Genomic DNA, 19,207 nt, shown 5'->3' on the forward strand with positions numbered 1-19,207 from the left:
TCTTTAAGTCGCCGACGCCAGCTCCAGGAATAAGGACGTCACCGTCCTTCTTGCATATTCGATGAGATCGCCGGCATTGCGAATTCTTGCATCCGGATCCGACACGCGGAAAACCTTTCCACGGAAACTCTCAGAGCCTGAATCAAAAAGGATGTTTTGATATCAAGCTCTTGCGAGCCTGCGTGTGAGCAGGCGAATGTGGGCGACGTATATCCAGGCTTCTGCGAAGGCGATAGATTTCTCCCGGTCCTTGGCCAGCCTGCGGCATCGCCCCAGCCATGCGAATGTGCGCTCCACGACCCTGCGGCGCGGCAGGACCTCGAAGCCTTGGCTCCGTCCGTCCGCTTGACGATCTCCAGGGGGAACGTGCCGATCTTTTGCAGCGCGCCCTTGAGCTTCGGCCCGGCATAGCCGCCGTCGGCGAAGAGGTGTCGCAGCCACGGCCAGCGTTCGAGAATGGTCTTGAGGGCAGCCGGTGCGCCGTCCCGGTCCTGGAAATCGGCGGCGTGGACGACGAGACCGACCATCAGGCCGATGGTGTCGACAACGATGTGACGCTTGCGCCCGTTGATCTTCTTTCCCGCGTAGAAGCCACGAATTCCGCCGCTTTCCGTGGTCCTGACCGATTGGCTGTCGATCACGCCCGCCGTCGGGCTCGCTTCCCGACCCTCAGCCTCGCGCGCGGCCATGACGAGGCTGTTGCTGATGGTCGCAACAAGGCCCTCCTCCCGCCAGCGATAGAAGTACTTCTGCACCGTTGAAAAGGGTGGGAAGTCTTTCGGCAGCAATCGCCACGCGCCGCCCGACGAGGCGAGGTAAAGAAGTCCGTTCACGACCTCGCGCAGGTCCGTCTTGCGCGGCCGGCCGGTGCGGTTCGCCGACGGCATCATCGGCGCAATCAGCGCCCATTCCGCATCGGTCAGATCGCTTGCGTAGCGGCCGCAACGCCGCTCATAATGCGCACGGGTGATTTCAGTCCAGGCCATCGTGATCTCCATCGAATCTCGCAAATCCGACGGAATCACAACCTGCTGAAATCACTCAACTCTTTTTTGAGCGGACACTCAGCAAAAATCATGACCGTGACAATTCATACATTTCCCGCACACAATATTATGCTCTCTTAATCACTCAAACCCATCCTGATGCGATTGTTCAAGCAAGCAGGTTAATCCTTTTTGCCAAGTTGATACGCATCATCAAGAGCCCTGATAGTGTTATTTTATCTCGGCTGAGGCGAAAGGTGTCGCCAGTGAGGATGATTGGGGCTTCGTAATCAAAATGGGAAGCGACAGAACGTTCGATCTCAGCCACGTAGAGTCCCGCGAGTACAAGCTCATGCTTAGGGCTGATCGATTTCGCGGCGGCGCAGATCAGCGCAGGAATTCCGTCGAAGAATGTTGGCGGAGTCTTTCCCACTCCGCCAACATTGTCGATGTCCACACGAGCGGCTTACCGAAGCGTGGCCGCGCCAAAAAGCAGCGCCTCGTGCGCTTCTATGACACGGACGAGCACTCGCTCTATCGCCAAGCCGGATTCATCCTGCGGCACCGGCGACCGCTACGGTCGGATGGCAAGTGGAATGTCACGCTGAAATTTCGCAATAGCGATTGGGTGCGGGCGAGCGCGCAGGCTTTTGTATCAGACGGAGGGGCCAAGTTCGAGGAGGATGTGAAAGCGCGTCCCACTGAAAACGGCTTCCAGTTCGTCCCACTGTTCAGCCGTTCAGCTGACGCGGCGACTAACCGCCTGCCTACGACGCTCGGCGAAGCCCTCTCGCGCTACACAGACCTGCGAGAGCATGAATTGCCTGATGCGTCCGCCGACCTGAAGCTTGTCCGCGGCTTTGAGGCCCGTGAAGAGGTTTTCGAAGGAATGGAACTGCGGGTTTCCGGCAGGGTGGAAGCCGAATGCGCGTTAATCATTTGGTCCCGCTCGGGCGGCGATCCTGAGGAAACGGTCGCTACAGAGTTCAGTGCCCGGTACGAACTAAAACGAGAAAGCCGGTCGTCCAATGTCGCGACCCGAACCTGGAGCGCATTCACCGCGCTTTGCGCGAACCCAGACTGGGCTGAGCCGGGTGGTAAGACAAAAACATCTTTTGTGTACGACGAGGCCTGACGGGCTCGGGATTGTGTGTGAATGCGGATAATCGTGTGAAGGTGTCATTGAGGTACCCGTGTTGCCAAGCACTGCGACGTGACCACCGAAGAGAATCGTCGAGGCGGACCTTCACCGCATAGTCCTCGAACACGACGGACTGACCGATGCTTAAAACACGAAAGCGGGTGGCTTTCGGTACAGGGCACGTCCTCGCCGCCGCGCTGCACCACGACATTGCCGACAGGGCAAGAAAATCGGCGCGCGGACATCCGCCGTCATGGAACTGAGGTTTATCAAGGATCGCCAACGAGCAGGCATTGAGGCCGCCAAGGCCGAAGGCGTTTACAAGGGACGTGCCAAGACGTGGATGACGACGAGATCCGTCGCCGCATCGCCGCTGGCGCAAGCAAGGCCGGGGTCGCCCGTGACCTCAGGATATCCCGAATGACGGTTTATCACGCGCTTGATGCCATCCCGGACAAGACGGCACTACCGGAAAAGCCGCCATCCGCCACCATTGCCCTGCATCTGATTGTCGAGAATTTCAGCAAACGCGGGCGAGGCCGAAAGTCAGCCCGGGATCAGATTGAGGCGATGCTTGAGCGCGACTATGCCATGGTCAAGCTCGGCGATTGCGACTACCGGCTGACCGTGCCTTACGACACCGATCCGGACGGCGTTGGCCTCGACGAGGAAATCAATCATCTCCAGATGGGGATGTTCAATATAGCCGAGAGTTTCAGATGTTCCATCGAAACCGATATCCGTGAGATCGGTGGAAGACGCAGAGCCTGGTAGCAACGAACGTTCCCTGCCTGTTCTTCAACTTGGCCAAAATCGCAGCTTCGGGCCGACTGGGCCTGGTTAGAGGAGTAGATCCATGTTCGCCAACTGCCGGCTGGGTGCCGTACCATGTCAACGACGTCGCTGGTACCGAGACGTTTTACCGAGACGTGCTGGGCTTGGCGGTCCAGCGAATGGACGACGATGGCGGCGGCCGTCCATGGCTGACAGCTACGACGGTCAACGGCCTGGAATTGCTCTTCATCAAGCATGAGTCGCGGCCAGGCAACACGCCCATCGTCGTATTCGAGATCGCGGACGGCGGCCATCGACGACGTGGTCTCGGAGCTGGCGGGCAAGGGCGTCACGATCGTGACGCCGGTCAGTCATGCGCCGGGCGGCTGGTCGGCGGATATCCAGGACCCGGAGGGGCATGTCCTTTCGATGTACCAATCTGCGGACAAGCCGCGGAAACGGTCATCATCTGCGTTGGGAGCGCTCAGGGGTGTACCTCTATTACCTCGAGGGGATTGTTCAAACCGATAGCTCTAGCGCCCGCTTTAGGACGGAGTGAAAACGGTCAGCAACGCGGCTGAAGCCTTCGTCGGTCCCGTGGATTTCGTCCGCCCAGTCCGCCACCCGCGGCAGCGCGCCCCGGCAGTCAACAACGAATACCATCGTGCGGTCGCTGTCGCCGGCGATCGCCGCAAGGGTCGCGTAGAGCGCATCGATAAGGATGGTCAGCACCTCCCGCCGCAGCGTCTGGTCAGCGATGCCGCGCGCAGCCAAGGCGGAGCCGAGCCACTCGTCGCGCGCGGCCCAGCGCGGCCGGCGCGGGTCCAAGGCGCCGCCCTCGAGAAAGGGATGCGGGAACGGATAGTCGTAGCCGTGGATGATAATCGGCAGCCGCGCCATTCCCGCCTCGGCCCGGATCGTGCTGATCAGCTTGGTGTAGGCGTCGGCGAGATTGGCGAGCACGACGCGCAGTTTGTCGCGATCGATCAGCTCGCCCGCCCCGGCGCCTTGGCGGAATGGCCTGAGAATCCCGAGCAGCGAGGAGTTGCCGTTCTCGTCCTCGCCGATGACGTCGTTGCCTGCCGCGGAGAATAGGAACGCGCGCACCTCGTCCGGGAAACGCCTAAGCCCGTCGAGGTATTCCGGGCGCAAGTCGACCATGTTGCGGGCGGTGTCGCCGGCGGCGTCGAGGCTCCAGATCAGGTACGCACCGCCGAGATGGTCGACGACGTCAGTGATGAGGAACGGGAACTGAAACCAGGAGTCCCCCTCCGAGACGAGCACGGGCAGCGCCTCGCCGGCGAGGCGGCGCAGGTTGAACTGACGCTGCCTGCGCCAGCGGGCTAGGCCGTTGCCGATCCGGATCGCGCTGGCCGCGTCCATCTCGACTTCACTCACGACGACCGTCTCCGGGTTGGGCACCACGACCGGTCGAGCGGGTTGCCTTCGGGCGCAGCCATCAGGTACGGGCGCAGGTCGGCCTCGGGAATTGCCGGGTCATGCATCCGGCGCAGCAGCTCCTCGTAGGTGATCTTTTCGGGCATGAGCCTCACTCCTGTCGGTGCTATCACTTGGTTTAGGCGTCGAGCGCCGCGCTAACGACGCCAGTAAGGTTGAGCGCGGCGCGAATCACATCGGCCGGCCCGCGCACGGTGACGAACGGCACGTGCCGTCCCCCGCGCGGCGCGAGACCGAGGCGCTCAAGCTCCGCGCGCGTGCCTGCGGTATGGTGGGCGAGCGCCTCGGCGGCGTTCTCGCGCGCTGCGCTGCGCCGTTGGGTCGCCTCAATGGTGCCGCCGAGCGGGCTCCTCGCCGCACTCCACGGGGGCGCGTCGAGCTCGAGAATCGCGGCGACCGTCACCTCGGTGCAGGCATCGCCGGCGAGCAAGCTGCGCAGAGCCCCGTCCGCCTTTGCCAGCGGATTCGTCATGGCGCGTGCAGCCGCTGCGGCAGTTTGATCCGCCCGGTCGCCTGCAGCGGCTCCGCCAGGTTGAGTGCGTTGGTTGCTTCCATCAACTCGCCGATGAGCTGGGGCCGCGTGATGTCGGGCCACTTTTCGATCATCAGCGCGGCGATGCCGGAGACCACCGGCGTCGCCATCGAGGTGCCGGTGAGGCACTGATAGCCTCCGCGCGGATGACAGGACCAGATATCCACGCCCGGGGCCATGATGTCGGGCACCACCCTCGCCTGCACGCCCCACATTACGGTACCCATGCCGCCGCCGCCCCACACCTTGTCCGTACGGTCGGAGGCGGCGACGGAGAACACCTCGGGGTAGTTCCCGGGGCACCGACTCGTGTTCGGCCCCTCATTGCCGACGGCAACGACGAACAGCGTGTCCGTGCGCTGCGCAATCTGTGCGAGGTAACGCATCCGGTTCACCGTTTCGCGCTTGCCCGCCGACATATTGATGATCTGGATCTCGGGCCGCGTCTGCACGTGCTCCATCGCGAAAACAAAGTGGCTGAGCGAGCCGATCGTGTTAGGGATCATCGAGTAGCTGGCGAGCCGGGCACCCGGCGCGACGCCAACGTTTGTACCGGCGATGATCCCGCCGACGTGGGTGCCGTGCCCGGGCGTGATGAAATCGGTATCGGCCGGGGGGACCGAATTCGCGATCCACTGCTCCACGTCGAACACGATATTGTCGACGATCTTGCCCTGCAACTCGCGGTGCTCGGCGACACCCGTATCCATCACAGCAATCGTCGCCCCGGTGCCGGTGAGGCCGAACCGGGCCGCGCGCGCCTTGAGGAGCCCTATCGTCTCGAGATGCCAGTTGTCGAGGTCGGCGGCGTCGATTGCGATGTCCGCGGCTGCCGCGTCGCCGGCGAGCGCCTCGCCGTTGCCAGAGCGGACAGGCGAGATCAGGTCGAGCCGGAAGTCCTCGACCATCTCGGCGCCGGGCGCGGCCTCCTGGATTTTTTCAGCGTCTTCCGCGGTGCCCTCGAAGATGGTGACGCCCGTGATGGGGGTGTGCCGCTGCGGCGTCGCGATCACCTTGACGTTTGCGACCGCGCGTAGGCCGCGACCACTACTGAGGCGAGGATCGGCGTGCGCCCTGCGGAACGTCGTCAGGCTTTTGACCTTGGCGGCGCGGGCCTGCGGCGACAGGCTGAGATCGCCGCCCGCGAGCGCGTCGGGAACGTCGTCGTCCTTGGGAAGGAGAAGAAATCGCGCCATCGAAATGTCCTCAATCGAGTTCAGCGCGGGACCGGGTTAAGGCGGTTCCAGATCAACGCGGACACCGCCTCGAAGTCCTCGAACCGGGCCGGATCTCTGGCGGCGAGCAGAGCGCCCTCGGCAGCGCAAGCGGCGGCGTCGGCGCCAGCCGGTGGCAGTTCCGGATCGCCTGCCTCGTTGTCGGACGATGCCCGCACGGTGCTGGACGGGTCGGCGCCACGGGCGAGCAGAAAGCCGACCGCATCGGGCGCGCCGCCGAACGCAGCCGCGAGCAGCGGCGTGACGCCGGAGCGGTCGAAGGCGTCGATAGGCGCTCCCCGCTCGATGAGCGCTTCGAGCGCCGCCGTGTCGTTCCCGAGCGCCGCCGACGTCATCGCGCTGTGGTAGGCGGTGCCGTCATCGAGCGGGACGCCGGCCGCGGTAAGGGCCGTCGCGATCGCGTCAAGGCGGGCGAGCACCGCCTCTCGGCGCACGTCATCGAGCGCGGAGGCTGCCCCGATGCCGAGCGCGTATGCCGTCCACAGTGTTTCCCCGGTGACGCTCCTCACGTCGGCAAGGTTCACGCCCGAGGCGGCGACGTGGTCGATCGCACCGTCTTCCGGTTGGCCGAGCCGAGCCGCCGCCTCGATACCGGTCGCCAGCGCGTCGTAGAGGTCGGCCATGTCGGGCGCGGCGAGCGCGTCGCCGGCGAGCGTCGCCTGCGCTGCCGCGAGCTCGGCGCGAGCGTAGGCTTCTGCGTCGAGATCGTCGCCGGCGAGGACGTCACCGCTCGCCGGCGGAGGCTCTCCGATCACTTCTAAGGTGAGGCGCGGGATGGTCTGGTTGTTGGTCGTCGGGAAGCGGGATCCGAGCTCCCGCTTGAGCCCCTCGATCAGCCTGATCACGCGGGCGCGGCTGTGGACGTACTGAATGTCCGAGCGCGCGTCGGCGATGTCGTCCGCCGGGTTCATGCAGCCGACACTCCACAGCCAGCCGTTGCCGGGGTGGATCAGGATGCCCGCCCGATACCGGGTGTCGCCTACGCGCAGCGCCGGCATCGGCGGCCTGCGGACCTCGATGCTGCTGGTGAACCCGAAAGTCTTGAACGCGGTGATGCCGTCGATCTCGCGCGTGCCGGCGTGGGTCAACATCGGATAGATGCCAGCCTTGATGCGGGCGCCGCGCTGCCTGCCGGTCGCCGAGTTATCGCCGGGTCCGCGCGCTTCGCAGATCATGCCGGAGAGGCCTGCGACCGGCCTGCGGTCGTGGAAGACCCTGTAGGTGCTGACGGTGCGCTCCTTCATGCCCCGCCGTTTTTCGGCGCGGACGCGCTTGATCTGCAAGACGAGTCCTGTGAGTGTGGTGCTGCCATCGCCCCCGTGCGTGTCGTCGTCGTCGTTCTCGATGATCGGATCGCGGCCGCCGTCGTCTGAACCGATGCGGGCGAGGATGCCGGCGATCTTATCGGCATAGGTCGGGTCGTTCGGTCGCCACGTGCGGCCGAGAAAGGCGGCGAACCTGGCTCCGTCGTCGATGTTGTCGATCCAGCCCGCAAACGTCGGATCGTTGTCGAGCCGGCGCAGGAACGCCCGCACAAATGACGTCGGCGACAGAAAGCGGCAGAATTTTCCGCGCGTCGGATCGGTCGGATGCGGCACGGGCGCGGCGACCTCGGCGAGCATCTCCGTCCACGGAATGCCTGCGAAGTTGGCGTGCACGCGGGCAAGATCCGAACGGCCCCAGTCCGACTCCAGCCCACACTGTGCAACGACGACTGGGAATACCGGCGCAAGGCGCGGCGCGGCCTCGAGGGCGGCTGCGAGCTCCAGGAACTCGGCCGTCGCTCCTTCGTCCGCGATCCTTTCGCTAGACAACGCGCCCGTGATCAGCAGTGCCGGCCCGTCCTCCTCGCCTGGCTTTGTGAGGCCGCCGTCGGAGCGGACGACCCCGGCCGCGACGAGGCGTTGCTCGATGTTGATAACGCGGCTCGCGTAGCCGTCCCGCTGCGCCCAGGTACGGCCGATGAAGCGTATGAAGTCGTGCGGCGAGCGCATCGCCATCTCCTTCCAGCCGCGGTACGGCGAGCGCTCGAGAAATAGGAAGTAGCCGGTCACGAAGTCGCGGATGCCGGCGAACTTCAGATACGTGTCGACGCCGTCGTGGGCGCGGTACTCCACCTTCGTGGCCGGCGCCTCGCGCAGGATCCGGTCCACCTCCGAGATCCCCTTCATCCCTGCGAAGTTGAAGTGCTGCACCGCGAGTTGCGATCCTGCCCAACCCGACTCCTCGATCCACTGCGCCAGCGTGATGCCCTTCAGCCTCTCGACCACATCGGTGGCGAGCCCCTGCACCACCGGCGTCACGGAGCGATAGGTCGCGATCAGCTCGCGCAGGAGCGGGACGTCCGGAACGTCGCCCGCGACCGGCGGAGGGTCGCCGTCCTCCGCTCCCCCGCCGTCCGCCGGGATATTTACGTCGCGGCGCACGAAGGCGCCGAACGCCTCCAGGATAGCGCGGGCGAGCTCGGCCTTCTTTCGCACCGCGAGGCCCGCATCGGAGGCGTTGTCGCCGAAGAACGGCTCAATCAGCGCGGACGGATTCACCTTCGTCACGCTCTCGATGCCGCGATCGTAGCCGCGCGAGCCGCCGGGGATGAAGATGCCGCGATCCTCGCTGCGCCCCTGCCGGTCGAACGTCCTGACGATCGCCTTCTGCAGCGTCTCCGCCCAAGGGCGCGACTGCTCGGCGCCGTAGAGAACGAGCGACCCGCGTGCACGCCCGTCGGCGGCGTTGAAGTGGAGCTCGATAGTCGCCTCGGGGCCCCAACTGCGCACCGCCTCGTAGGCGCCTCTGATGCCGACGCCATCGCGGAAGAAGATCTCGCAGCGCACGCCGGCGGTCTCCGCGAGGGCTTTGATTTTCATCGCGAGGTCCGTGTTCCAGGCGTACTCGTTGTGCTCGGACACGCGAGTCGCCGGGCTGTCGGCAGGGAAAGGCGGCGACAGCGCCCGCGCGCCCTGCGCAACCGCAGTGTGGCCGACAACGATGGCAAGGCCGCGCGGCCCGGCGAGAGCGTCGCTCGGCGGGGGCGGCGCAATGGCGGCTTCGGGCCTGAGGACGTCGCGCAGGTCCTCGATCGCCTCGATAAGCGCTTCCCGACCCGCATGCGTTTCCGGCGAAGCGAGATCTGCGCTTTGCAACAGATGCGCGACATCAACGCTCAGGGCAGCGAGGCGCTCTCGCTCTAAGCGAAAATCAACAGACATGCGCCCATCACCAGTGTATTGAGAAGACCAATACTTTCACAATAAATGTTAAGATTGTCAACCGCGCCGCAACCGAGTGTCGTAAGCAGATGAGTTGTCCGGATTAGGTAGCACGTGAGTTGTCCGGTTTTATTACCAGCGGATGGAGGCTGGGGATGAAACGGACAGCATGGCTACAGGACCGGAGAATGCAGAAGTTGTAGGCGTTTTGCGCCGCTGGGAAGACGGCGATCTTTCGATGATGGAGGCAGGCGAGTTGCTGGGCATGTCGGAGCGGCAATTTCGCCGCTATCGCCACCGTTACGAAGAGGCTGGGGAAGCTGGGTTGCTCGACCGGCGTTTGGGCAAGATTTCGAAGCAACACCAACCGCAGCCAGTCAACACAAAGAAACTTCCTATTCCCGTGTGTACGGCACGCCCAGCATGGCCGGGGCGCTGGCCCGCGAGCGACGGATCATCAGCGCGACGATCGCTGCAACATAGGGCATCATCATCATATATTGGTAATGGCGATGCCGACGCCTTGGATTTGCAATTGCAGCGCGTCTAGGAAGGAAAACACTAGTGCCGCTACCAAAATCGGGTAGGGCCGCCACAGACCGGCGATGACGGTGATGATCGCAAGCCAGCCGCGTCCGTTCGTCATGTCAGGCACGAAACGCGCCGCCTGGCCGACAGAAAGAAACGCGCCGGCGAGGCCCGCCATCAGGCCACCGAAGACCACGGCAGCATACTGGACCGGGGCCATCCTCACCCCCTTTACGTCGAGGGCCTTAGGATTGTCGCCAGCGCAACGCACGATCAGCCCATAGCGCGTCCGGAACAGGAAGAGCCACACCGCCGGCACCAGGAGGAAGGCGATGTAGGTCAGCACCCGCTGGTCGAACAGGATGGGGCCGAGAACCGGGATATCGCTCAGGCCCGGTATCGGCACGTCGGCGAATAAGGGGATGGTCGGCGTCTGGCCGTGGCCAGCGAAAGCGGAACGCAGCCAATAGGTGGAAAGGCCGGCGCCGAGTAGGTTGACGGCAAGCCCGGTGACGATCTGTTCCACTTTCAACGTGATCACCAGCACGGCGAAGACGAGCGCCATCAGCGCGTCGGTGAAACCCGGCTGCAAGGACGCCCAGCCACAGCGAGCCGCTCTCATATGCGGCGAGATAGCCGGTGAGGGCGCCCATCAGCATCATGCCTTCGAGACCCATATTGTAAACGCCAGTGCGCTCGGCGACGAGTTCGCCAATTGCGGCGAGCAGGAGTGGGGTGGCGATGCGGATGGTGGCCGCCGCCACGCTGATCAGGATTGAGGCTTGAAAGAGAGCGTCAAGCACGGCCGACCCTCCGCAGGCGGAAATTGCACGCCGCCCAGCCGGCTAGGAAGAACAAAAGCAGGATCGCCTGGATGGCATAGATCAGCGCCGAGGGTACGCCGGTCTTGATCTGCATGAGCGTGGCGCCGTTGAGCAACGCACCGAACAGCACCGAGGCGACGACGACGCCAAGCGGATGCAACTGCCCCAGGATGGCGACGATGATGCCGCTGTAGCCGTAGCCTGCTATGACGCCCGCCTTCAGGCGGTAGTGCACGCCGTAGACTTCCGTGATGCCTGCGAGCCCCGCAAGCGCGCCGGAAACCAGAAGCACCACCAGGATCAGCCGTCGCGTATTGGTACCCTGTACGTCGAGCGCGCGCATGTTGGAGCCGGCAGCCTTGATCTCGTAGCCGAGCGGTGTGCGCCTCAACAGTATGTGAACCAAGGCAGCCGCTGCGATCGCCAGCAGGAAGCTGGCATGCAGTCGCAAACCGGAAAACAGCACGGGAATCACCGAGCCTGGATCGACCTTCGGCGTCTGCTCGAAGAAGGCGCCCGCCTCGCTCCACGTCCGCGCAGCAGCAGCAGCGAAATGACATAGACGATGATGTAGTTGAGCATAACGGTCGAAATCACCTCATCGACCGAGAAGCGGGTCTTGAGCACGCCCGCCAGGCCGGCATAGAGTGCGCCGCCGACAACGCCGCCGACTATGACCACAGGAATTTGGATGAAAGATGAAAAGCCAATGAGGTTGTGCTGCAGCCAGTAGGCGAACATGGCACCGGCAAAGATCTGGCCTTCGGCGCCGATGTTCCAAATGCGCGCGCGGAAGGCGACGCAGGCGGCAACGCCGGTGAAGATCAGAGGCGTGGCCTTGACCAGCGTTTCGCCGGCGGCGCGCGACGAGCCAAAGCTGCCCTTCAGGAGAGCCTCGAAGGCCGCCCGTGGACTGGCGCCTGCGGCGGCGAAAAGCAGGCTGCACACCAGAACCGCCGCTGCCGCTGCCGCGGCAAGCGCAACGACGCGCGCGGTCGGCCGCGTCTCCAGTCGGCGCTCGAGGCGCCATTCCACGAGGTTGAACTCGGTCATGCCGCCGCCTCGCTCTCGTGGCCCGCCATCAAGCTGCCGATTTCGTCATAGGTGGTTTTTTCCGTATCGAGCGCCGCAAGGATGCGGCCGCGAAACATCACGCATATGCGTCGACTTAGCGCGAACAGATCCTCTAGTTCCTCGCTCGCGAGCAGGATGGCGCAGCCTTCGTCGCGTTTGCGCTGGAGTTCGCAATGGACGAACTCGATGGCGCCGACGTCTAGCCCGCGCGTCGGCTGGTTGCACAGCAAAAGCCGGTTCGCATTGGCGAACTCGCGGGCGAGGATGACCTTCTGCGCGTTGCCGCCCGACAACTTACGGCAGGGTGCCGACGGGCCGGTTGCGGCAATGGAATGGGCGCCGATTGCCGTGCGCGCGTTGGCGTCGAGCGTCGATGAACGGCCCGTTGCACCAGCGCGCCTGCCATTGTTCGCTCAGCCCTTCAACGTCCTGATGCGCGTCATCGGATAACATGAAAGAACGTCGAATGTGTTACCGCTCACGGATCGAAACGCGGTCAATGCCGGCAGCGCCTACAAGATGGTGGACTAAGCCGGGCTCGCGATTGAGATCACGGGGCAGCTCAAGCCGTCCGACGCGATTACCTGTTTCGACCTATTGCAGACCTTCCCTAAAGGGGAGGTCAAGGGAAATTCATGACCCAAGAGCCACGTTCGACGGGCGACAGCTTTGCGCCCAATCCCGGACATAGGGATCAGCTTTGCTGCTTCCCGAAAGCGGAACACTCCGATGACAGCGGAGGTCGTGGTCGCGCCACATTTCTTAACATTCCGGGCGCTCCTCCGAAGCTGACCTTCGGCACAAGGGCTCGCGTTGACTGGAGCGGCCGCCTACACCGAAATATCCTAACGCCTTTGAAAGGCAGCGCAGTGGACGCACTAGTACGTCTTTCGAACTGCGCAGCGAGGGAGCCGTGTCGCGGCAACCATTGCCGGTGATGCGCAGAGGATATGACGAAGCGATCCATATCGGACGGCGGCCAGCTAAAGTCGGCGAAGCGCGATTCTGAAAGCGGCACGCGGTCCTCGATCAGATCGACGATCCGGTAAACCGGGTTCGATGCAAGTAACTTGCACACCGCCATCACAGTTGCCAGATTATATCGCTCTGCGGGAGGTGGCCAAGTGCTCACATTGGCGACCACAGCGACAACATGGCTGATCGATAAGGTTCTGATACCAATTGGGACGGAGATCGCCGTGAGCCGCGGCGAGAACTCCGAGCGGCGGGATTCGTTTCTTACCCGTTCTTGACTTCCGATTCATTTTCAGTTGCCGCTTTAGGCTTGGTGATCTTCTTAGCACCAGTCCTTCGCTTCACGGACGCGCTCTTTGTTTGCGCGCTTGCCTTTTTGGCGCCAGTAGTCTGCTTTGCGGACTCTGCCTTCTTGCCCTTAGGTGAAGCTCTAAAACGAACGTCCACAGTGACTATGCCATCGTGGCTGAAGCTGATGTTTTTCAGGCTGATACCCGATCTCGTGCCCGGGAATGAAGTGGACGCTACTCCCGTATCGGTCAATGATACCCTGTTCTCGCTGCCGGGAAACGGGTCGGCGGCATCGCCTTGGTTCCAATCGTCCGGGCTGTTCAGATCATTGCGTCCATCTGCTTGGATAAGCGAGAGGCCTGGCGCAACCGGGGCGAACTGCTCCTTGATTTCGTCCACTTGCCATACGAGCAAGCCTTCACCAGGTAGATCAAAGTCAAAGCCTACCCTCTTGCGACTCTCCAACAAGAGATACTGCGTTGGTTCAAACTTGGGACTAACGAGTTTATAGACATGTCCAGTCGTGGCCGTATAGGGTTTGATCTTCACGCTGCCGGACGAAGTGATGGTAGAGGCGCTGATCCAGCCATGCTGCAATTTGTGCAATGGGGCGGGGTGAGCTGGTCTAGCGCTGCTGCCGTTGTAGGAGCCTCCAGCCATGAGATCCCACACGCCTGAACCATCCCATTCCGCTCCGTCCTCGTCATAGTTCGGATCGTAAAAGTCCTGCCACTGGAAGGCGAGATGACCGAGCTCGTGAGCGCAAACTCCCACCTTGCAGTCGTGAGGGACGGTGAGATAGATGGTCGTCGAGAGATTCGGTGCCACTTCGACCGGGTTGCGGAGATTCCACTTGTGCGACCAGATCTCTCCGCCCTGTTGTGGCTTTAGCATAACTTCCGCCCCGCGCCCGGCGTGGATGATGAACAGCGCGGTCACGATCCCTCGCCCGAACTTATCCAGCGACTGAGCGAACTTCACGCCACCCGCAAGTGCTGCATTGACGGCATCCTCGGCAAGCCTGGGGGCGTTATGAGGATAGCTATTCCAATTGGTGCCCGATTCATTGTTGGTGTAGAAAGAATAAGGTTTCGGCATACGGATCCATCCGTCGACAGTCCCCACAACGTCGACTTTTCCGAGACTGACCTCCTTGAAGTAATCCCTCATGCTGCCGGTCGGGTAGATGCCCTGGGAGAACAGTAGGTCTTGATAATGGGACGGGGGCAAAACGCCAGGGCGATCGGAAAAGTCAACTAGAAGGGCCTTGACTTGAACCTCTCCAAGAACTGGTTGTGCAGGGATCGCCAGCATCTCCGGCCCACCAGGAGTAGGCACAAACTGAACCGCATCATCCATTCCGGCAACACCGATAGATGGGTCGATAAATCCGATGTCCACCAAGTATTGGCGGAACGAAAGCTTGCCCGATTTACCTGATCTTTGGTACTGCATAAAGGTGGCCGCCATCACATCAGGCGAGGGAGGAACCCGGCAGGGGAACATTCCATGCTTGCTGTTGCAACGGCATCGCCAGCCCGAAGCAGAAATGCGGAGTTTCATGGACGACGACTCCCTGACTTCGCACGTGATCGGCTCAAGGTGATGAACCGTATCTCGCTACATCGTACAGCAAAGCCTCTCGTCCGTCAGCGTCCAAACGAGAGCCATGGCCAGATCGAAATATTTAATCCGGCCGAAGCCAGATTTATCCAGATTTATTCAGCAAAGGCGGAATCGTTCGCAGCTATGGTTGAACTTGAGCATGACCTTCTCTGCAGGGAAATTCGAACAGCGAGAAGGCGTCGTCGCTCATAGCGGGTTGATCGGCTCGACCATTAAGAACTGTCGCTACGGTCCTTCGTGGAACTGACGGCGCGGCTCACCCGATGGAATTGCAGGTCGCCGTCGAGGTTCCGACGGAGCATGTCTTCGCCGTCAAGGCCAACCAGCCCACGCTGCGCACCGAGATCGAGCGCTACTTCGATGATGCCCCGCCGATTTGCCTCGACAGCTTCGTCGATCTCGACAAAGCCCATGGCCGCATTGAGGAACGCGCCATCACCGTCAGCCGCGAGGCCGGCTGGCTCGAAGGCCAAAGACGCTTCCCCGGTGAACTGCGCCTGCCAAATGCCACAACCATCGTAAGCGTCCGATCGCGCACTGGACTGAAGGACAAAAGGCAAAGCGCACGCACCCTACGAATTCGGGGTGAGGGTGTCCGTGGCTACGACGCTGAAGCGTTCAAAGTGCGGTCAGTTCGCCCTGCACGCCATGGCACTTCCCGGGAACCCCTACGACGGCACACGCTCAAAAAAATCATTCCTGCGATGGAAGACACTATCGGTGCCGAGATCGAGCGCATCCTCGCCGATGCCGGCTGCCGCGGCCACAACGCGCCGCAAAGCCACAAGTTCAGGGTCTTCACCGCCGGTCAGAAGCGACGCGTGACACCGGCCATCAAGCGCGAGATGCGGCGGCGATCGGCCGTCGAGCCGGTGATCGGCCACATCAAGAACGAACACAGAGTGGGCCGCAATTACCTCGCTCACACCCAAGGCGATGCGATCAATGCCATCCTGGCCGCAGCCGGCTACAACTTCTCCCTCCTGCTCGGTGGCTGAAGGCGTTTTTGTGGCTCTTGATCACCGCACTTCAGACCCCGCCGAAGCAGTTCGTCGCTTAGCCAATCAATTGTTCACGCTCGACAATAGAGCCCGCCGTGCCGGAAGGTGCGGCGGGCTGTTTGCGCTGGCAGTCAGCGCTGATCCCAAATAGGCGGCTTGCCGGCCCTGACCTAGTCTCCTGGGTACGCCGCGCGACCTCCATCGGTGACAGCCCAGAACGTAGATCCTCGACATCCCCTTGATGCTGCTTGCGCAGAGTTTCGACGTAACTCTCCTTCACATCAATCTTAAATCTGCTGCTCTCGCCCTTGGTGGCGAAGTCACCGGGCGTAACAGTATTCATTGCCCTGGCCCGGCCCATACCGGAGTGACCGGAGCCTCCAGGTGACATTCAAGCCGGACGGCAGTTTCATATGCCGTTCTTTTTCGGGTGACGACTGGAGAGAATGCCGCGACCATGTGAAGGCGCGCCTTGGCCCGTCCGACGACAGGCCCATTGCAGCATCTGAAGAACCCACCGTCGACGGTTCCGGCTTGGTGGACGAACAACGCCGCATCGACATTGCTGCTACCATCTGGGCCGAGACGGTACCGCTGCTTGGCACGCTTGGCGAACGCTATCTGGCGAGCCGTGGCCTTGCCTATTACGGCGAGGAAATCCGCTATCACGCTGGCCTCCGCATGATGGTCGCCATGATGACGGACGCCATCACGGGCGAACCGTGCGGTGTTCATCGTACCCTTTGCGCGCGTTGCGCATGCGGGCCCGCGCGAGGCAAAAAACTGAGTTAGCTATTGCGAAGCGGGGCGACCGGTACGACCGGCGATCAAATGCCCCCCGGGCATCAAGTCTTCGCAGCCTTTCATTCGGCTTACCGGTTCGCCCGCTTCGCGCGCATTTTTCCAATTGAAAATATGAGGGTCAGCCGTCCAGAGCCTTCCTGGCCACGATCTCCTCAAAGGCGGCGAAGCCGCTTCGTACTACCTTCGATTCAAAGTCGGTGTAGAAGGGAGCTATTAAACTAAGATTAGGACGCTTGCGGTTTCGAATATATGGTTCAAAGCGGCCATCGGCCTTTCTAGATCCTCTTTCGAACAATTCGCGGTATCTCCGCGGCGTTACACCGTGGAAATGCTCAAATTTGACGGACTCGTAAGCTTCGTATTTGCCACGGGACGCACCTTCTATTTGAATCGAATCCGAGTGCAAATCGCCTGCTAGGCTCTTCGGGTAAGGCTCCAAAAAGATCACCTTTTTGATGCCTGCTGACACAATGTGCTTGGCGCACATGTGGCACGGGAAAGTCGTGCAAAATAGTGTCGCATCAGCGACAGATAGCCCCAGCCTGGCCGCGTCAGAAATCGCTGACATTTCGGCATGGACTATCCGGCCATATTCGAGGGCATCCATAAATTGGGATTCCCTCACGGCTTCCTTGGCTGAGAATTCTTCAAAAGTAAGTGGAGAACCCGCCGCCGAGAAGATCTCAGCAAGGATTTCGCGTTTTCTGGAATCGTTTGAATCAACGGCGAGAGTGTATTCCCTTGCGTCGAAAGGCGGTTCATCGCACCAGTACGTGCCGCCCCGCGCCTTGGGCACTTCGTTTGAACCCATGCTTATGATTTCACCGGTGGGTCGAAATATGGCTGCTCCGACCTGGCGCGAAAGGTCGAGCGTTCTAAGCGCAGCGGCCTTCGCAGCAAACATTCCGTATTCGAGCTTCGTGGGAGAGAGTGCGTTGGACGAAAATAGTAGTTCCAGAAATCTATTGACCTGCCTGTCCGCTCCATCCTGTTCGACTGCATCGCTATTTACTATGAAGTCGGCATCGTGAAAGATTTTGGTCAGGCGCTGGCCATGAAGGTTCTTTTTCTCGTTTTCATCCCTCGAAACAAGCTCATGGGCCATGGTTCTTGATTCTGATTGGTCCGCAGTGCCGCGGTCATGGACTATTCTATGCGAAAGATAGTCTACCCTTGATTTCTTGCTAGAGTATACAGAAATTTGGAAGAACAGCCTCCCATATACAGACCGCAAAAGGTCTATTTCTTCCTTTCTCTTAAATTGATTAATGATATAGACACGGTTCTGGTATGATATCTGCTTGTTCTTTTTAAATTCCTGCTCTCTCGTTCTGGCTATTTTAAATACAGTGTACGCGGCGAGCACCGAGTCATCTTTGAACTCCTCTCTAATTCTGTTTCCAAAGTCTATATAGCTATTTATCCGCCTGTCTGTCGGTTTTTTATCAAGAGGCAGATCAATCGATAAAGATTTTTTTAGGACATCAAAATAGTCGGTTACTTTGATGTCGAATACCTCATAGCCTGACGCTGCGAAAAATCGCCCTATACTAGAAATTACACCCGCTGTATCCACCCCTACTGGAGAAACAACACCAATGAAGATTTCTGGGCATTCCAATTTTTCTAGTGCATTTTGCACGTTAACGGTCCCTTAAAATTCTGGTAGCATGATTCTGGAAACCGGAGGAACGACCATGCATGGCAAGCTTGGCGTGAAAATAAATAGCGTGACAGTGACATCACGATACGTCGATGGGCTGATAGAGCGCAGCGGAGCCTACTACTCTGCATGGCTGAAACAGGATGGTCGCACCGAGGCTGTCAATCTCCCCCCCAAGGCTTCTGCCCGGACAGTGGTTGTTTCTGCCGGAACCTACCCAGCTAAGGCAAAATAAAACGGAGGGCCGAAGCCCGCCGCCATTTCATTTGCCGTGCTTGGTCGGATCAACCAGCTTATAGGTTGATCCTTTTGACGGCGTCGGGGGCAGAGGCTCATTGCGAACCACTGTCCTTTCGGGTCCTTTGCCACCGCGGGGGCCAATGATCTCATATTGACCAGAGCGCGGAGCGAGTTGGCCAGGCCGAAGGGGAGGAGACTTAGCCATTAGTCGTTACTCCTGTGGCTTGCTAAGGAAGCCTCAGGGCGCTAGTTACCGACCTGCCAGGGAGCGGACTCGCGGTCTTGTTCGTCCACTCGGCGCCACATTTACCGCGAGTACGCATGAAGACAGAGGCAGACGGCACGAATCACCGTCTGCCTCTTTTCTAGGCAGAAGCTGTTTAGCAAGTAAACAGGGCGCGCTATTCTTCACACAGGAATTAGCATCCAAATAGGTCAGCTCTGCTGCCTCCTGTATTCTAATGGCCGTCCACCAGGCGCCTTTCTCCTTTCAAGCCCCCCACAACATGACCAAAACCACACAACGCGCCTCAGCGCTGCAAATCGATAGACACGCAGCGGCAGGCCAAAGGGTTTTGGCCGGGGTGGCAAAGCTATGTCCAAGCGAAAGCCAAAAGCTTGCCGGCGATCTCCAGTCGCCTCTCACCCCCGGCTGCCGGGCCTATCCGGCGCGGCCTGAGAGGCCAACCGGAGAGAATGAAATGAACGCTCATGCAACCGTCACGGAAAGATCGGCCGAAACCTGGCAGTTCAGGTTGGGGGAGTGGATCACCCACCGTGACCAAGACATGCCGCCGCTGTTCTGTAGTTGTGTGCGTCAAGTTCTGCAAAAAATGGCGTGGCATTCAG

Annotated in this window: 18 protein-coding genes and 2 pseudogenes; 6 read left to right on the plus strand and 14 right to left on the minus strand. The window is 61.1% G+C overall.

The window, feature by feature from the left end; translation table 11 throughout:
- Positions 1 to 162: 162 nt before the first annotated feature.
- Positions 163 to 986, minus strand: a protein-coding gene (locus EN807_RS12555; RefSeq protein ID WP_245485760.1) for an IS5 family transposase whose coding sequence is annotated in 2 segments (ribosomal slippage) — positions 163 to 335 and positions 335 to 986 — 825 coding nt in all. Because the reading frame shifts where the segments join, the coding sequence is not laid out codon by codon here.
- Between the two features lie 169 nt (positions 987 to 1,155).
- Entirely contained in the window at positions 1,156 to 1,443 is a 288-nt protein-coding gene (locus EN807_RS12560) for a hypothetical protein (RefSeq protein ID WP_127209897.1), read from the minus strand.
- A gap of 45 nt (positions 1,444 to 1,488) precedes the next feature.
- Here EN807_RS12560 and EN807_RS35500 point away from each other — a divergent pair, with 45 nt between their 5' ends.
- Complete coding sequence (locus EN807_RS35500) at positions 1,489 to 2,121, plus strand: hypothetical protein (protein ID WP_189522397.1); 633 nt, start codon at positions 1,489 to 1,491, stop codon at positions 2,119 to 2,121.
- A gap of 426 nt (positions 2,122 to 2,547) precedes the next feature.
- Entirely contained in the window at positions 2,548 to 2,901 is a 354-nt protein-coding gene (locus tag EN807_RS12565; protein ID WP_245485762.1) for a hypothetical protein, read from the plus strand.
- A gap of 519 nt (positions 2,902 to 3,420) precedes the next feature.
- Here EN807_RS12565 and EN807_RS12575 read toward each other — a convergent pair.
- The 10 genes from EN807_RS12575 to EN807_RS12625 all read right to left on the minus strand — a co-directional run bounded on the left by EN807_RS12575 (position 3,421) and on the right by EN807_RS12625 (position 14,587).
- Entirely contained in the window at positions 3,421 to 4,299 is an 879-nt protein-coding gene (locus tag EN807_RS12575; protein ID WP_135935138.1) for a hypothetical protein, read from the minus strand.
- A complete protein-coding gene (locus EN807_RS12580) occupies positions 4,296 to 4,445 on the minus strand; it encodes a peptide-methionine (S)-S-oxide reductase (protein ID WP_135935139.1) in 150 nt (49 codons plus the stop codon). Before EN807_RS12580 ends, EN807_RS12575 begins: the two co-directional genes overlap by 4 nt.
- A gap of 32 nt (positions 4,446 to 4,477) precedes the next feature.
- On the minus strand, positions 4,478 to 4,831 hold the full coding sequence (locus EN807_RS12585; protein ID WP_127211976.1) for a hypothetical protein: 354 nt from the start codon (positions 4,829 to 4,831) through the stop codon (positions 4,478 to 4,480).
- The gene (locus EN807_RS12590) at positions 4,828 to 6,087 is read right to left on the minus strand and encodes a S8 family serine peptidase (protein WP_135935140.1); all 1,260 of its coding nucleotides are present in this window, start codon (positions 6,085 to 6,087) and stop codon (positions 4,828 to 4,830) included. Before EN807_RS12590 ends, EN807_RS12585 begins: the two co-directional genes overlap by 4 nt.
- 20 nt (positions 6,088 to 6,107) lie before the next feature.
- Entirely contained in the window at positions 6,108 to 9,332 is a 3,225-nt protein-coding gene (locus tag EN807_RS12595; protein ID WP_128175157.1) for a glucosaminidase domain-containing protein, read from the minus strand.
- A 493-nt stretch (positions 9,333 to 9,825) separates the two neighbouring features.
- Entirely contained in the window at positions 9,826 to 10,452 is a 627-nt protein-coding gene (locus EN807_RS36085) for an ABC transporter permease (RefSeq protein WP_245486058.1), read from the minus strand.
- Positions 10,453 to 10,655: 203 nt separating this feature from the next.
- Positions 10,656 to 11,150, minus strand: a complete 495-nt coding sequence (locus EN807_RS37390) for an ABC transporter permease (RefSeq protein WP_164759919.1) — start codon at positions 11,148 to 11,150, stop codon at positions 10,656 to 10,658.
- 5 nt (positions 11,151 to 11,155) lie between these two features.
- Positions 11,156 to 11,737, minus strand: a complete 582-nt coding sequence (locus EN807_RS37395) for an ABC transporter permease (RefSeq protein WP_127211870.1) — start codon at positions 11,735 to 11,737, stop codon at positions 11,156 to 11,158.
- On the minus strand, positions 11,734 to 12,051 hold the full coding sequence (locus EN807_RS12620; RefSeq protein ID WP_135935141.1) for a hypothetical protein: 318 nt from the start codon (positions 12,049 to 12,051) through the stop codon (positions 11,734 to 11,736). The genes EN807_RS37395 and EN807_RS12620 overlap by 4 nt, the downstream gene beginning before the upstream one ends.
- 946 nt (positions 12,052 to 12,997) lie before the next feature.
- Positions 12,998 to 14,587 carry a M6 family metalloprotease domain-containing protein gene (locus EN807_RS12625; RefSeq protein ID WP_135935142.1) on the minus strand — a complete coding sequence of 530 codons (1,590 nt, stop codon included), beginning with the start codon at positions 14,585 to 14,587 and terminating at the stop codon, positions 12,998 to 13,000.
- A 359-nt stretch (positions 14,588 to 14,946) separates the two neighbouring features.
- On the opposite strand from EN807_RS12625, the pseudogene EN807_RS36470 reads away from it, so the two are divergent.
- Both EN807_RS36470 and EN807_RS12635 read left to right on the plus strand, forming a co-directional pair.
- Positions 14,947 to 15,204: pseudogene (locus EN807_RS36470) on the plus strand (ISAs1 family transposase); the annotation flags it as partial.
- A pseudogene (locus EN807_RS12635) lies at positions 15,203 to 15,710 on the plus strand (IS5/IS1182 family transposase); the annotation flags it as partial. The pseudogenes EN807_RS36470 and EN807_RS12635, both read left to right, overlap by 2 nt.
- Here the strand turns inward: EN807_RS12635 and EN807_RS12640 are convergent.
- Positions 15,707 to 15,994, minus strand: coding sequence for a hypothetical protein (locus EN807_RS12640; RefSeq protein WP_127211097.1), 288 nt, complete (start codon positions 15,992 to 15,994; stop codon positions 15,707 to 15,709). The pseudogene EN807_RS12635 and the gene EN807_RS12640 sit on opposite strands and share 4 nt — an antisense overlap.
- A 41-nt stretch (positions 15,995 to 16,035) precedes the next feature.
- Between EN807_RS12640 and EN807_RS12645 the strand changes: the two genes are divergently transcribed.
- Complete coding sequence (locus EN807_RS12645) at positions 16,036 to 16,443, plus strand: hypothetical protein (RefSeq protein WP_128177240.1); 408 nt, start codon at positions 16,036 to 16,038, stop codon at positions 16,441 to 16,443.
- Positions 16,444 to 16,573: 130 nt separating this feature from the next.
- On the opposite strand, the gene EN807_RS12650 is transcribed toward EN807_RS12645, so the two are convergent.
- Entirely contained in the window at positions 16,574 to 18,097 is a 1,524-nt protein-coding gene (locus EN807_RS12650; RefSeq protein ID WP_135935143.1) for an anti-phage dCTP deaminase, read from the minus strand.
- Between the two features lie 55 nt (positions 18,098 to 18,152).
- Between EN807_RS12650 and EN807_RS12655 the strand changes: the two genes are divergently transcribed.
- A complete protein-coding gene (locus EN807_RS12655; protein ID WP_128177242.1) occupies positions 18,153 to 18,353 on the plus strand; it encodes a hypothetical protein in 201 nt (66 codons plus the stop codon).
- The last annotated feature ends 854 nt before the right edge of the window (positions 18,354 to 19,207 follow it).

This window comes from Mesorhizobium sp. M5C.F.Ca.ET.164.01.1.1, from assembly GCF_004792125.1.
GTDB classification, from domain to species: domain Bacteria; phylum Pseudomonadota; class Alphaproteobacteria; order Rhizobiales; family Rhizobiaceae; genus Mesorhizobium; species Mesorhizobium wenxiniae.